13 protein-coding genes are annotated in these 13,897 nt (G+C 51.2%); 9 read left to right on the forward strand and 4 right to left on the reverse strand.

Translation table 11 applies throughout. From position 1 onward, the window contains the following. From VIS48_09900 to VIS48_09920, 5 genes are all read left to right on the forward strand, one after another. A partial coding sequence (locus VIS48_09900; protein ID HEY9166460.1) for a DUF4402 domain-containing protein occupies positions 1-402 on the forward strand: 402 nt, incomplete at its 5' end. A 293-nt stretch (positions 403-695) separates the two neighbouring features. Then, positions 696-1,139, forward strand: coding sequence for an RpiB/LacA/LacB family sugar-phosphate isomerase (locus tag VIS48_09905; protein HEY9166461.1), 444 nt, complete (start codon positions 696-698; stop codon positions 1,137-1,139). Between the two features lie 445 nt (positions 1,140-1,584). Further along, on the forward strand, positions 1,585-2,097 hold the full coding sequence (locus VIS48_09910) for a hemerythrin domain-containing protein (GenBank protein HEY9166462.1): 513 nt from the start codon (positions 1,585-1,587) through the stop codon (positions 2,095-2,097). A 167-nt stretch (positions 2,098-2,264) separates the two neighbouring features. Then, positions 2,265-2,912 (forward strand): NAD(P)-binding domain-containing protein, encoded by a 648-nt coding sequence (locus VIS48_09915; GenBank protein HEY9166463.1) that lies wholly within the window; start codon positions 2,265-2,267, stop codon positions 2,910-2,912. A gap of 233 nt (positions 2,913-3,145) precedes the next feature. Further along, positions 3,146-4,537 carry a tyrosine phenol-lyase gene (locus VIS48_09920; GenBank protein ID HEY9166464.1) on the forward strand — a complete coding sequence of 464 codons (1,392 nt, stop codon included), beginning with the start codon at positions 3,146-3,148 and terminating at the stop codon, positions 4,535-4,537. A 24-nt stretch (positions 4,538-4,561) separates the two neighbouring features. Here VIS48_09920 and VIS48_09925 read toward each other — a convergent pair whose 3' ends face one another. After that, complete coding sequence (locus VIS48_09925; GenBank protein HEY9166465.1) at positions 4,562-4,993, reverse strand: BrxA/BrxB family bacilliredoxin; 432 nt, start codon at positions 4,991-4,993, stop codon at positions 4,562-4,564. Positions 4,994-5,186: 193 nt separating this feature from the next. Next, positions 5,187-6,719, reverse strand: coding sequence for a phosphoglucomutase/phosphomannomutase family protein (locus VIS48_09930; protein ID HEY9166466.1), 1,533 nt, complete (start codon positions 6,717-6,719; stop codon positions 5,187-5,189). 199 nt (positions 6,720-6,918) lie between these two features. On the opposite strand from VIS48_09930, the gene VIS48_09935 reads away from it, so the two are divergent. The 3 genes from VIS48_09935 to VIS48_09945 all read left to right on the forward strand — a co-directional run bounded on the left by VIS48_09935 (position 6,919) and on the right by VIS48_09945 (position 9,660). After that, the gene (locus VIS48_09935; protein ID HEY9166467.1) at positions 6,919-8,925 is read left to right on the forward strand and encodes an oligopeptide transporter, OPT family; all 2,007 of its coding nucleotides are present in this window, start codon (positions 6,919-6,921) and stop codon (positions 8,923-8,925) included. Positions 8,926-9,031: 106 nt separating this feature from the next. Then, positions 9,032-9,373 carry a hypothetical protein gene (locus tag VIS48_09940; GenBank protein ID HEY9166468.1) on the forward strand — a complete coding sequence of 114 codons (342 nt, stop codon included), beginning with the start codon at positions 9,032-9,034 and terminating at the stop codon, positions 9,371-9,373. Between the two features lie 56 nt (positions 9,374-9,429). Beyond that, positions 9,430-9,660 (forward strand): HNH endonuclease, encoded by a 231-nt coding sequence (locus VIS48_09945; protein HEY9166469.1) that lies wholly within the window; start codon positions 9,430-9,432, stop codon positions 9,658-9,660. Between the two features lie 23 nt (positions 9,661-9,683). Here VIS48_09945 and VIS48_09950 read toward each other — a convergent pair whose 3' ends face one another. Further along, the gene (locus VIS48_09950; GenBank protein HEY9166470.1) at positions 9,684-10,085 is read right to left on the reverse strand and encodes a type II toxin-antitoxin system VapC family toxin; all 402 of its coding nucleotides are present in this window, start codon (positions 10,083-10,085) and stop codon (positions 9,684-9,686) included. After that, on the reverse strand, positions 10,082-10,312 hold the full coding sequence (locus tag VIS48_09955) for an AbrB/MazE/SpoVT family DNA-binding domain-containing protein (protein ID HEY9166471.1): 231 nt from the start codon (positions 10,310-10,312) through the stop codon (positions 10,082-10,084). The genes VIS48_09950 and VIS48_09955 overlap by 4 nt, the downstream gene beginning before the upstream one ends. A gap of 325 nt (positions 10,313-10,637) precedes the next feature. On the opposite strand from VIS48_09955, the gene VIS48_09960 reads away from it, so the two are divergent. Continuing rightward, a complete protein-coding gene (locus tag VIS48_09960; protein ID HEY9166472.1) occupies positions 10,638-13,799 on the forward strand; it encodes a glycosyl hydrolase in 3,162 nt (1,053 codons plus the stop codon). Positions 13,800-13,897 lie beyond the last annotated feature (98 nt).

Here is a 13,897-nt window from a genome sequence, read left to right on the forward strand (position 1 = left end):
ATCCAGGGAATCACTCTCACAGTAAGTGGTACGCTTAATTTCGGAACAGTGGTCGCAGGTACAACCCCGGCGGCCCTGAGCGCCAACACCAACGGCAGTGCACCCCTCTTCACAGCCACCGCCAATGGCGCGACTTCTCTCACGGTTACCTACGGAGCGACGGTTTCTCTGACCGGACCCGGCACTGCACTCACGTTCACTCCGAGTGTGGTCGGCGCCAATTCTTCCAGCAACCAATCGAGTGCTACCAGCGTTGCGTCGGGCTCAACTGTAACGACGAGCGGATCGACGGGGAGCGCGGGACACTACTATTTCTGGCTCGGCGGCTCGCTTGCGGCGATACCGGCAGCGCAGACACCAGGCACCTACAGCGGATCTTTCACTCTGACTGTCAACTATTGATTCACTGATCCTCCTGTAGTACAAGGAATTGAAGGCCTGACAGGATTCTGTCAGGCCTTCTTTTGTTTAAAGGCCATCAGGCACTCTCCTTCAAATTTCATCCAGCACCATTCAAGATTCTATCCGTTCAAAGGCGTCAACGAAGACTGTTGGGCGCGACAGGTCAATACCTTTGAATACCCGGGTTTCCCGGTGAAACAATAGCGGATAGAGGATTGTTGTGTGATTATAAACCTTGGGCTGGCGTTGCGTAATACTACGACGCGTCAGTAACACAGGAAGGAGAAGTCCAGATGCGGATCGGTATTGCATGCGACCATGGCGGCTTCGGATTGAAAGAAGAAATCGCGGAGTCGCTCAGGAGATCGGGTCATGTGGTGATCGATTACGGCGCCAATTCTCTCATGCCGGACGATGACTATCCCGACTATGTCCTTCCACTTGCGATTGCGGTCTCTTCCCGGGAAGTGGAACGCGGGATCGCAATCTGTGGAAGTGGCGTAGGAGCTTCAGTCGCCGCGAACAAAGTGAAGTGGGTCAGAGCGGCACTGGTCCACGACTGCTTCTCGGCGCATCAGGGAGTCGAGGATGATAACATGAATGTCATTTGTCTGGGTGGCAGGGTTATCGGAAACAAGCTGGCCTGGGAAATCGTCACGACTTTCCTCGGCGCGTCTTTCAGCGGAGCAGAGCGCCACAAGAGACGACTTTCCAAAGTTGCCGCGTTCTCGGAGTGAAATGCAGAGCTGACCTCATAATCTAAATCAAACGGGAGAATCAAGAATGGAGAGCAATCCGTTGTTGGAGTTGGAAAAACTTGGTTAGAGTGTTTGGATGGATTTCATAAGGAGGGGAACGATCTCCTCGGGAGAGTTGGCGAAGTGGGTGAGCCATGACGGGATATCGTGAGTAACGTCTACCCCGTCGATCTTCGAAAAGGCGATCGCGGGAAGTCATGATTATGACAGTTCCATTTACATTGATGACCGTGCTATGTTCGTGAGCGTGGCAAAAGGTCCCGGTATAGAGAGTATCGTTCACACCGATTACCGGTCTACTGTGGCTTCTCTCGCTTTAGTGGGATTATCGTTGTCGTGAGTCTGCACGTGTGCGCAATAATGTCAGGGATGAAAATAATGAGACATATTCTGATTAAGTTGAATTAAATAGAGTCAGATCGAAATGCACGCATTATATGCTTACCTCGCCGGCGATCACGAGCGGCTGGATGCCCTTCTCGATGAATCGTATCCCAATTCGGGGGTCATCGATCAGGAAAAATATTCGAAATTTCGAAGTGGACTATTGAGGCACATAGGAATAGAAGAGAAGATCGTATTTCCTGTTATTGCGCGGTTGCAGGGAGGAAATAAGTTTGAGGCTGCCGACAAGCTACGTCTTGATCACGGCGCACTCGTCGCGCTTCTAGTTCCCCCGCCTTCGGCAACGGTCATTAACACAATCCGTGCACTTCTTGAAATCCACAACGAGCTCGAAGAAAAGGAAAACGGGGTATATTCTGTACTCGACGGATTGGCTGGAGTCGAAGCCGCCGGACTTCTTGAGAAAATGAAGTTGGCGCCGGAGGTCCCGGTTCTTCCTCACAACGACAGGCCCGGAGTAATTGATGCCGCGTGCAGGGCGCTTCAAAGGGCCGGTTATCTATATCTCGCGAGATCCCTGAAAGTATCCTGAAAGTATTATCCGGGTCACTCCGCATTCCTGAGCTTAACTGTCTCGATATGTCGGTGGTGCGTCACTTGGGGATTGCGTAGGTCCGGATCCGATCCAATCTCCTCAGCGGAACGATTCGGCGGGCGTGTTGTTATAAATTGTACTCACAAAAGATTCAGGAAAATGAAATGAACATAGGAATATTCGGAACAGGCATGGTCGGAGCAACGGTAGGCACGAAGCTCGTTCAACTCGGTCACAATGTCAAGATGGGTTCGCGCACTTCGAATAATCAAAAGGCTTCCGATTGGGCAAAGGCGAATGGTACTCGCGCATCTCATGGCACATTTGAGGAGGCGGCATCCTTCGGCGAATTGCTGTTCAATTGCACATCGGGAATGGGCTCGCTTGATGCGCTTAAACTTGCGGGCGCTAAGAATATGAAAGGAAAGACATTGGTCGACATCTCGAACCCGCTTGATTTCTCGAAGGGCATGCCGCCCTCTTTGAGCGTCTGCAACACCGACTCGCTCGGCGAACAAATCCAGCGGGCGTTTCCGGACGTAAAGGTCGTGAAGACCTTGAATACGGTCAACTGCAGACTCATGGTCGATCCGGCAATCGTCAGAGGTGACCACGACCTGTTTATTTGCGGAAATGATCAATCCGCCAAATCCGAGATCACGAAGATTCTTAAAGACTGGTTCGGCTGGAAATCGATCATCGACCTCGGTGATATCTCGAATGCGCGTGCTCAGGAAATGATACTTCCGATCTGGGTGAGATTGATGGGGATATTCCAATCGCCGAATTTCAACTTCAAGATCGTCAGGTAATGCGCGCCGCGTAACAGGGGAGAGCCAGGTACACAGAGTCCCACATAGAAAAAACGGAGAGGCACTAAGGAGAAATAACAATCTCCGTGGACGACTGTAAGCCATCTTTTTCACTCCGTGCAACAAGTCGGGGGCTATCCTACGACTCAAGCCATGAGGTCGTCCATGCTATTGAAAGTATCATGGCGTCCCGATAAATTTTCTTTCTAACAATCAACCCGAAAGGTACTTTCATGCCGTATCCGAAACCGAAGAGAAGAAGCTGGGCCGAGCCATTCAAGATCAAGGTCGTTGAACCTCTCAAGACTACGACTCGCGAACACAGACTGCAGGTAATAGAAGAAGCGGGCTATAACACTTTTCTTCTGAGATCTGAAGATGTTTACATAGATCTTCTAACCGACAGCGGTACAAACGCAATGAGCGATTATCAGTGGGCGGGCATGATGCTCGGCGACGAAGCATACGCGGGAAGTAAGAATTTTTATAATCTCGAATCGAACATGCGAAAATATTACGGCTACAAGTATCTTGTCCCGACTCACCAGGGCCGCGGCGCCGAGCACATCATCTCACAGATACTGATAAAGCCTGGTGATTTTATTCCGGGGAACATGTACTTCACCACGACGCGTGAGCACCAGGAGCTCGCAGGCGGCACTTTTGTCGACGTCATTATAGACGAGGCGCATGATCCGGCTTCTACTTTTCCGTTCAAAGGAAATGTAGATCTTGAAAAACTGGAGAACCTCATTAAGAAAGTCGGGGAAAAGAAGATTCCATATATCAGTGTCGCTGCGACGGTTAATATGGCAGGCGGCCAGCCAATCTCGATGAAGAACATTAAAGCCGTCCGCGAGTTGACTTCAAGGTATGGTATCCGAGTAATCCTCGATGCAACGCGGGCCGTAGAAAACGCGTACTTCGTTAAGACGAGAGAAAGGGGATACGAGAAGAAATCCATCGAGGATATCCTTAGAGAGCTTTGTTCGCATACCGACGGCGCAACCATGAGCGGGAAGAAGGACCTCCTCGTGAACATCGGAGGCTTCCTCGCAATCAACGATAAGGATGTATTTGATGAAGCGAGGAACATGGTTGTGATATTCGAAGGGCTACACACGTACGGCGGACTTGCCGGCCGCGACATGGAGGCGATGGCGCGCGGCATGGAGGAGATGGTGAAGGAAGATTACATCCGGTCACGCATCGGCCAGGTCGAGTATCTCGGCCAGAAACTGATCGATTGGAAGATTCCTGTCGTAAAGCCGATCGGCGGCCACGCAGTTTTCCTCGACGCGAGGAAAATCCTATCGCATATTCCGCAGGATAGTTTCCCGGCCCAGACACTCGCGGCAGAAATCTACATCGACTCAGGCGTCAGGACCATGGAGCGCGGGATAGTTTCAGCCGGCCGCGATTCGAAGACCGGCGAGAATCGTCATCCTAAACTCGAACTCGTGCGCGTAACGATCCCAAGGCGCGTCTACACTCAAGCACACATGGACGTCACCGCTGAGTCCGTCCTGGAGGTGTACGAAAACAGGAAGAAGGTTAAAGGATTAAAGATGGTGTACGAACCCAAGCACCTCAGATTCTTTCAGGCGAAATTCGAGAAGCTGTGAACCTGCCGGACGCGCGCGGCTTGTTCAGCTCGACTTCGAACAGTACGTCTGGAATAATCCTGTAAGAAGCTCGGCGGCGAACGCGGGGTACGTACCCTCGATATCACTTCGGTGAATCATGGCGACAAATCTCCCGTCCCTGAACAGCGCAAAAGATGGTGACGATGGGGGCTGGTTCGTGAAATATTTCCGGGCGCGCTCGGTCGCTTCCTTGTCCTGTCCCGCAAATACGGTGGCTATATTGTCAGGGACAGTACTGTTCTTCAGCGCCATTGCGAGACCCGGACGCGCGATTCCTCCTGCGCAACCGCATGTCGAATTTACAAAAACGAGGAGCGTCCCCTTCGAGTTTGAAAGGGTGTCATCCACTTCGGCGGCCGTCCTCAATTCCTTCACACCGAGCGAAACCATGTCTCTTCTCATCTGCGTAATGAATAAGTCTATAGTCCCGGTCATTCCGTGCTCCATTTCTCTATTCTAACAATTGGGAATCATAAAAGGTTTTCGGCCAGTCGAGCTCACAACGAGTTCAGAACATGAACTCAGGGGCAAGAAGAATGATATTCTTCCTCTGTGTCTCCCCGTGCCTGCGCGTCGTAGCGCTTCGGCGCGTAGACGTGTCTCTCGTGGTTTAGTTAAAACAGTCGTGCTAAAGATGAGTTATCGCTTCGAGAACTTTGTCAACTTTCTCTTTTGAATCGGCTTCGCAATAATACCTGATGAGCGGTTCTGTGCCGGATGCTCTCACAAGGAACCAGCCGCCGTCGGCAAAGAAATATTTGAATCCGTCGATCCTCAGAACGTGATCGATCTTGTGGCCGGCGACATCTTTGAGCCCCTTCTTCAACTTAGCAAGCACCTTCTGCTTGTACTGTTCCGTCGTGCGTACATCGATTCGCCTGAAGATGTGCGGCCCAACCTGGTCGAACAATTCCTTCACGAGCTCTCCAAGAGTTTTTCCGCGCTTCACCATCATTTCACAAATCGTGAGTCCCAGGAATAATCCGTCGCGCTCAGGTATATGGCCTTTCAATCCGACGCCCCCGCTCTCTTCGCCGCCGATAAGTACATCTCTGCTTATCATGACCGATGCGACGTGCTTGAATCCCACTGGCAATTCCGTCAGGCGTAAGTTGTATTTTTTTGCGAGGATATCCGGCATCTCCCCGACCGACACCGTCTTTACCACTTCGCCCCGCAAACCTTTTGTCTCGTAAAGATATTTCAGAAGAAGTGCGTAGACTTCCTGGGGGCCCACGAAGTTGCCGTGCTCGTCGACCGCGCCTATTCTATCCGCGTCACCGTCAGTTGCCAGTCCCACGCTGTAATTTCCCTGTGGCACGAACTTCATCAATTCTGAAAGGTGCGCCGCGATCGGTTCCGGGTGCTCGCCGCCAAATGAAGGATTGAACTCGTTATGGATCACGACCGCATCTTCGATAAGATGTTTGAGAATTCCCTGGCCTGCACCGTACATCGCGTCGTGCGCGATCCGGAGACGTGCACTCTTTATTGCTGCGATGTCGATCTTAGTCTTCAGATCATCTATATACATCTGTCTCAAGTTAGCTTTCGCAATCAGACCTTTTTGGGTGAGCTCGTCGTAACTCTTCTTAATGGATGTGAGGGATTTCCGGGAAAGTTTGTTCGCCTCCTTTTCAACTTTTGCGACGTACTCCTCATCCTCCGGTCCGCCGAAATCTGCCTTCAATTTAAATCCGTTATATCTTGCCGGATTGTGCGAAGCTGTTATCACAACGCCCGCGGCCGCATTAAACTTTGGAATCGCGAGCGATAGCGCGGGTGTAGGACAATATCCGTCCGACAGTATCGCCTTCATGCCGGTGTTCGCAATCACCTCCGCCGTACGCTGAGCAAATTCAGCAGAAAGGAAGCGTGTGTCGTATCCTATCAGGATTCCATTCCTGGCTTTCTTGTGTTTCTTGTAGAACTTTGCCGTCGCAAGTGCTACCCTTGAAACATTTTCAAATGTGTAGTCCTGGGCGATTTCTCCGCGCCAGCCGTCAGTACCGAATTTGATCTTGTCCATGTATTCGTCCTCTTCGTCCTTGTCGAACAAAATAAAATCCATGACGTTAAGTTCCAATCTCGTTCGAGCCGGGAGGATTTGATATGGCCTCCAGCTCATTGGCACAAAGGCGTTGAGTTCGATGTGCTTCATCGCTTTGTCCCTCTTGAGAAATCCAATCTTCATACCACGGTTGATATTCGCGGCTATGCATTTTATATTCACGGAATCAAAAACTTCGCTGAATGACAATTACACCGGGCCTCCCTCGTGATTAATTTCCCCACTAAAGGGAAAACGCCAGACATACTGCCTGATGTTTATCTCATCAAAAAAGTACAAGGAGTAATCAATGGCTGATAGCTCGCAATTTCAGTCCTACGTCCCCGCTGAGACGACTATGAAGGAGTTCAGCGTCAGAGCCCTGATTTTGGGACTGGTAATGTGCGTCATCCTCGGAGCTGCAAACGCTTACCTCGGTCTCAAAGCCGGGATGACGATTGCCGCGACATATCCCGCAGCCGTCATCGGAATGGCTGTCCTGAGGTTGATGAAAGGAAGTCTCCTCGAAGAAAACTTTGCCAGGACCGTTGGCGCAATAGGCGAGTCGATCGCCGCGGGCGCAGTCTTTACGATCCCTGCATTCTATATCGCGGGAATCTGGAAACAGTTCGATAGCAGCCACTACCTCGAAGCGACTTCCATCATGTTTGTGGGAAGCGTTGTCGGTATTTTGTTCGTCACCATCCTTCGGCGTGTCATGGTTGAGGACAAGGAGCTTCCTTTTCCGGAATCAGTCGCAGCGTCGGAGATACACAAAGCGGGACGTAGCGGTGGGACGGGTGCAAAGTTCCTCTTCAGTGCTATGGGCCTCGGCGCAGCGATTCAGGCACTTGGACAGCTCAACTTCTTTGCCTCGGTATGGGAAAGGTTCATTAAGTTTACTCCTCTATCATTGTCGCTCAAGAACGGTTCGGGCGCTTCCACGGTTCAGTCGGGAGGCGGAGCTTTGCTTACGACTCCCGGCGTAAGTCCGGCTTATATCGGCGTCGGGTATATAATCGGGCCGCGCCTCGCGGCATTGAACTTCAGCGGCGGAATCTTGAGCTGGGGGCTGTTCGTCCCCCTTCTACTCTATTTCGTTGGACCGTCCGCTCTTCCTGCTGATGCGACCCAGGACATGTGGATAGCACTCAGCTATTCGGTCTGGCTGACGCTTGTTCGTCCAATCGCGATCGGCGGAATGATATTCAGCGCGGGATATACTCTCTATAAGATGAGAAAGAGTTTGAGCGTCGGCCTCGGAAGGGCCATTAGCGATGTGAAAAAATCGGCGGCGGGTGGAAAAGTTGAGATCCGGACGGAGCGCGATATGGACTTCAGATATGTCGGCGGCGGAATAATTCTTGCCGGCATAGCAACGTTCTTCATTTATAACTATTTCGCGCAGAACGCAGCGGCAGCTCTTACGGCGACGATCGTCATGCTGGTCACGGGATTTTTCTTTGCGGCCGTGTCAGGTTACCTCGTCGGAATAATCGGCTCCAGCAACAATCCGGTGAGCGGACTGACGATCTCGACACTGTTGATTGCAGCTATTTTAATGGTCGTCCTCGGTCAAACCGGTGCGACCGGAGTTGCGGCTGTGCTTGGTGTCGCGGCCGTCGTTTGCGTCGCAGCGGCTGTGGCCGGAGAGATGCTGCAGGATTTGAAAGTCGGGCACATACTCGGCGGTACGCCGTGGAAGATGCAGGTCGGTGACCTCATAGGTGTGCTCGCTGGATCTGCGGTCATGTTCATACCATTAATGATATTGAATCAGGGCGACATCAACCAGGGCGGAATCGGTTTCGGTGGACGGAACCTGCCGGCTCCGCAGGCGGGAATGATGGCTGCGCTTGCGCAGGGAATCGTCGGCGGACACATGGCGTGGCCATTGGTCATAGTCGGGATATTGATGGCTTTCGGATTCATAATAAGCGGAGTGCGAAGCCCGATGCTCGTGTTTGTCGGGATGTATCTTCCGTTCGGGACGGTCGCCGCGATCTTTGTCGGCGGACTGATACGAGGGATTGTCGATCTTATAGCCAAAAGCCGCAAGTATAACGAAGCCCAGACAAGCAGAGTTGAGAATACCGGAATACTTATTTCGTCCGGTCTAATCGCAGGCGAAGCACTCACTGGTCTCGTGTTCGCTGCCCTGGCGTTCTACAATATAAAGTGGATATCGATTTTTGCGGTTCCGACCTTCGGGATCAGCTTGCTGGTGTTCCTGGTTCTCGCGTTAGTCTTGATTTATTTTCCTGTTCGCAATGCCGGTTCGCCCGATCAGCCGGCACCACCGAAAGCGGCGATGTAATATTCGTAATTCGTTTTTTGTGGAGAGCGGGTCTCACCGCTCTCCTAACGAAGATCGGGACAAAAGTTCTCGAGGTCCGCGATTTTCCTTGACAAGGGCAGAGGCAATGAAGTTTGATGACATAATTTCTTATTCCGACATCGTTTCCGAAGAGGGGCAGAACATCCAGAAGGGAATGAACTTCAAGACGAGGTTTGGATATTCCATCTTGCTTATGTCAGTGAGAAGGAACGCTCCCTACGCGGATCAGCTGGACGCGAACACCAGTTTGATAGTATATGAAGGTCATGATGTGCAACGGAATCCTTCGCCGCTGCCCAGCCGTTCAAGCTCGGGCTACTACAACATGCGCACAAAGTCAAAGTCTATGAAAAGCTGGATGAAGGTGTATGGTCTTACAAAGGTTATTTCAATCTCGTGGATGCGAGAATTGTTTTCAGTGTCATGACACACGTCTTCAAGTTCTATCTACAACCCGTAGAACTCAAGTCTTTTGAACGAGTGATGGTCATTCCGAATGCGAGGATAATCCCCACCACGGTAAAAGTCCAAGTTTGGAATAGGGGCAGGGGAAGATGCGTCCAATGCGGCTCATCAGAGAACCTTCATTATGATCACGATCTCCCATACTCGAAAGGAGGAACAAGCTACAACGCTAACGAGGTGAAAATACTCTGTGCTAAGTGCAATCTCAAGAAATCCTCCAAGATAATCATGGTATCCCGCCCCATTTGAGTTAGGCTCCTCTGTCATGGCTCTCATTTCATCCAGCGGATTTTGACACTCTTTTCTACCTGTTTAAATTCGCTGTCTCCTGTTACCAGCTCACCCTTCTTCTTCATTGCCAGCGCCGCTGCAAAGCAATCTGCATAAGACATTTTGTTTGACGCTTTCAGGATGGCAGCCTGGTGAGTCAATTCTATATTGGCTTCGACAAGCTGGATGGGTAGGGTCGCCATTCCATCCTCAGCTAATCTTGCGGCTTTCTCACCGCCAACCCGCAGAGTGTGGTAGATGACCTCGCCCCAATTAATAATACACATAGATGCTTCGGAGTTTTTCGCGACGCACTCATCGAAGATTTCAGCCACTGTTTCGTAACCCGGCTCGTTTTCAAGATATGCGATTACAGCGAAGCTGTCCAAGACGATTGACTTCATAGCTCGCGCTCTCTCTTTTTGTCTTCCATCAACGATTTCAAAACCTTACCGTCCGTTCCAAGTATGCCCGCCATAGACAAGAAGTAATTCTTGTCCAGCGGCTGGATGAAGAGTCTTCCTTCGCGCTCAATGAAGGCGATCCTTGTCCCTTTCTTGATCCCAAATTTCCTGCGAATTCTTGCCGGCACTACGATTTGACCCTTCGTAGTGACTACACCTGTCTCCATTTCCTACTCTCCTTTTCCATATAATACAAAGCAACATATCGTAAGTCAAGTCCATAAATATCTTACCTTTCCTTGAATGGCGTACCCCACCCGGGATGTAGGGAAAATTGCGCCTCCTAATCCTCATTTTAGAATTTTGCCTCTGTACCTCTTACACCTTTTGACCTCCTCAAGTATATTTCTCCATAGAGATTCAAGCGTATCCCAACCATCTTAGGAGTTATCTGCCATGACTTTTCGCCATTTTATCCCAGCCTCTCTATTGTTGCTTCTTGCCTTCGGTGCCGCTGTCTTTGCCCAATCGGATAATTCTAAAGAAGGAGTAATGTCCGCATCCACTTTCACCGGTCTTACTCTCCGATCGATCGGTCCGGCTTTCACATCCGGACGCATCGGCTGCATTGCTGTGGACCCGAACAACCGTGCCCATTATTATGTCGGAGTCGCCTCAGGCGGAATCTGGGAAACCACCAACGACGGTACGTCTTGGTCGCCTGTGTTCGAACATGAACCATCATATTCAATTGGCGCAGTCGCCATCGATCCGAAAAATCCATTCGTCGTGTGGGTCGGCACGGGTGAAAACAACAGCCAGCGGAGTGTAGGTTATGGAGACGGGATCTATCGCTCCGATGACGGCGGCAAAAGCTGGAAGAACATGGGGCTGAAGAAGTCCGAACACATCGGAACGATCCTGATCGATCCTCAAAACTCAGATGTGGTTTACGTCGCGGCTCAAGGACCACTGTGGGGACCGGGCGGCGACCGCGGACTCTTCAAGACTACTGACGGAGGCATGACCTGGAAAAGCGTCCTGAGCGTAAGCGAGAACACGGGCATCACAAATGTCGTCATGGATCCTATCGACCACAATCTTCTGTATGCTGCCTCGTACCAGCGGCGGCGGCATGTGTTCGGTTTTATCGATGGCGGACCCGAGAGCGCAATTTATAAGTCGACTGACGCGGGGGAATCATGGAACAAGGTCACAGCCGGACTTCCCGGTGTGGATATGGGAAAGATCGGTCTCGCGGTTTCACCTGTTAAAAGAAATGTCCTTTATGCGACCATAGAAGCAGCGGAAGGCAAGGGCGGAATATTCCGGTCGACCGACTTCGGTCAAACCTGGGAAAAGCGGAATGGGTTCGACCAGACCGCCATGTACTATGCTACAATTTATTGTGATCCGGCGAATGTCGACCGCATCTATATTATGAACACCCTCGTCATGGTATCGGATGATGGCGGAAAAACACTCTACCGTCTCAGCGAGAAATGGAAACATGTCGACAGCCACGCAATGTGGATCGATCCGCATGATCCTGATTACTACCTGGTCGGCTGCGACGGCGGATTGTATGAAAGCTATGATCACGCACTGAACTGGGATTTCAAGAGCAATCTTCCGGTAACTCAATTTTATGATGTCGATGTCGACAATTCGAAACCTTTTTATTACGTGTATGGCGGAACTCAGGACAATAATTCGGTCGGCGGTCCGTCGAGGACCCGGAACGCGTCAGGAATCGTGAACTCCGACTGGTTCATCACGACGGGCGGAGATGGATTTCAGTCGCGCATTGATCCTGAAGACCCCAATACCGTGTACGCCGAAAGCCAGTACGGAGGTCTCGTGAGGTTCGACAGGAAAACAGGCCAGCAGGTCGGAATCCAACCTCAGCCTGGAAAAGATGAGGCTCCCCTGCGATGGCAGTGGGATTCTCCGGTAACCGTAAGCCCGTTTTCACATACGCGCGTGTACTTCGCGGGCAATAAACTTTTTAAGAGCGATGATCGCGGAGATACCTGGGCGGAGATCAGCGGCGACCTGACCCGCCAGATCGACGTGAATACTCTAAAGATAATGGGAAAAATTTGGAACGTCGATGCGGTGGCGAAGAATGCTTCGACCACTTTCTTCGGCACTTGTACCACCATATCCGAGTCGCCGCTGAAAGAAGGTTTGATTTATGTCGGGACAGATGACGGCCTCATACAGGCAACGGAAGATGGAGGGAAGAGCTGGCGGAAGATTGAGAATTTTCCGGGGATTCCCGAAATGACTTACGTGGCAAGGATCGTCGCGTCGCAGCACGATGTCAACACAGTTTACGCGGCGTTCGACAACCACAAGCGGGAGGATTTTGCTCCCTATATTCTCAAGAGCACTGACAGGGGCAATAGTTGGACGTCGATCAGCTCAAAACTTCCGGCCAACGGTCCTGTGCTTGCCTTTGCAGAAGATTTTGTCGACCCCGATCTTCTTTTCGCGGGAACTGAATTCGGCCTGTTGTTCTCGAATGATGGAGGTGAGAACTGGATCCAGTTGAAAGGCGATATGCCGACTATTCCTGTCCGTGACATCGCAATACAAAAGCGCGAGTGCGATCTCGTATGCGCGACGTTCGGCCGCGGTTTCTATGTCCTGGACGATTATTCGCCGCTCCGGAGCTCGAATGAGAAGCTCCTTTCCGGTGGTTCCACTCTTTTCCCGGTCAAGAACTCCCTTATGTACATCCAGGCGCTTCCACTTGGAGGTGAGGGGAAAGCTGCTCAAGGCGAAAACTTCTTCTCGGCGTCGAACCCGCCATTCGGCGCGACCTTCACTTATTACCTGAAGGAAAGTTTGAGGACTAAAAAAGAAATTCGTCAGGAAAAGGAAAAAGCAGACGAGAAAAAAGGGATCACGCCACCTTATCCGACTCCCGATGAGCTTACCGCGGAGAACCAGGAGCCTGCGCCGGCTGTCGAGTTGGTCGTAACTGACGAATCGGGAAATGTTGTCCGAAAACTATCCGGACCGGTGGCATCCGGATTTCACCGCGTCGCCTGGGATCTAACCTATCCGGGCATGGTTGTTCCGCAGGGAAAGGAGGAGTCCGGTCCGCTGGTGATGCCCGGGAAATATACGGTCACCCTGTACCAGCGAGTCGTCGCTTCGGTCGCTCAGCTCTCCGCTCCTCAGAGCTTCAACGTTTATGTCGAAGGAACGGATACGATGTCTGCGTCCGATCGAGCCGCTCTTGTTTCGTTCCAGAAGAACGTGACGAGGTTGAATGGCGCCGTCGACGGTGCAATCAAAACAGCAAATGCCCTGAAAGAGAGATTGAGACTCGTGAGCGATGCTCTCTCTCAAACAACTTCTCGGGTTGAGGAATTAAGATCGGAGGAGGAATCGATTAATCTGTCTGTCGACTCGATCCTCATTGCCCTCCGGGGAAATGAAACTCTCCGCGCTCTCAATCAGAATACTCCCATATCGATAAGTGAGCGCGTGGGGACAATACTCGGAAATGAATCTCTTTCCACATCGAAGCCGCCGAATACCGACTTGACTTCCTTTCAAATCGCGAGCGATGAATTCGTCACGCAGCTAAATGAATTGAAGTATCTGGTCAATACAAGATTGAAGAATCTCGAACAAAAAATGGCTGCATCTGGAAGCCCCTGGACTCCGGGAAGACTTCCGGATTGGAACGAACGATAGATTTGCGCGGCGATCGGTGGTCATTGTCTTCGGATTTTCCTCGGAAAATTCTTCACATGGAGTTAAATCTTAGCTAAATTAATCGTAACAATAATTAA

Source organism: Candidatus Kryptoniota bacterium (assembly GCA_036567965.1).
Classification (GTDB): Bacteria; Bacteroidota; Ignavibacteria; order Kryptoniales; family JAKASW01; genus JAKASW01.

Excerpts from the sequence above, each read along its gene's own strand:
- VIS48_09940 (HEY9166468.1), top strand. The coding sequence starts at position 9,032 with ATGAAGTTTGATGACATAATTTCTTATTCCGACATCGTTTCCGAAGAG.
- VIS48_09950 (HEY9166470.1), bottom strand. The coding sequence starts at position 10,085 with ATGAAGTCAATCGTCTTGGACAGCTTCGCTGTAATCGCATATCTTGAA.
- VIS48_09910 (HEY9166462.1), top strand. The coding sequence starts at position 1,585 with ATGCACGCATTATATGCTTACCTCGCCGGCGATCACGAGCGGCTGGAT.
- VIS48_09915 (HEY9166463.1), top strand. The coding sequence starts at position 2,265 with ATGAACATAGGAATATTCGGAACAGGCATGGTCGGAGCAACGGTAGGC.
- VIS48_09960 (HEY9166472.1), top strand. The coding sequence starts at position 10,638 with ATGTCCGCATCCACTTTCACCGGTCTTACTCTCCGATCGATCGGTCCG.
- VIS48_09935 (HEY9166467.1), top strand. The coding sequence starts at position 6,919 with ATGGCTGATAGCTCGCAATTTCAGTCCTACGTCCCCGCTGAGACGACT.
- VIS48_09955 (HEY9166471.1), bottom strand. The coding sequence starts at position 10,312 with ATGGAGACAGGTGTAGTCACTACGAAGGGTCAAATCGTAGTGCCGGCA.
- VIS48_09920 (HEY9166464.1), top strand. The coding sequence starts at position 3,146 with ATGCCGTATCCGAAACCGAAGAGAAGAAGCTGGGCCGAGCCATTCAAG.
- VIS48_09930 (HEY9166466.1), bottom strand. The coding sequence starts at position 6,719 with ATGAAGCACATCGAACTCAACGCCTTTGTGCCAATGAGCTGGAGGCCA.
- VIS48_09925 (HEY9166465.1), bottom strand. The coding sequence starts at position 4,993 with ATGACCGGGACTATAGACTTATTCATTACGCAGATGAGAAGAGACATG.
- VIS48_09945 (HEY9166469.1), top strand. The coding sequence starts at position 9,430 with ATGGTCATTCCGAATGCGAGGATAATCCCCACCACGGTAAAAGTCCAA.
- VIS48_09905 (HEY9166461.1), top strand. The coding sequence starts at position 696 with ATGCGGATCGGTATTGCATGCGACCATGGCGGCTTCGGATTGAAAGAA.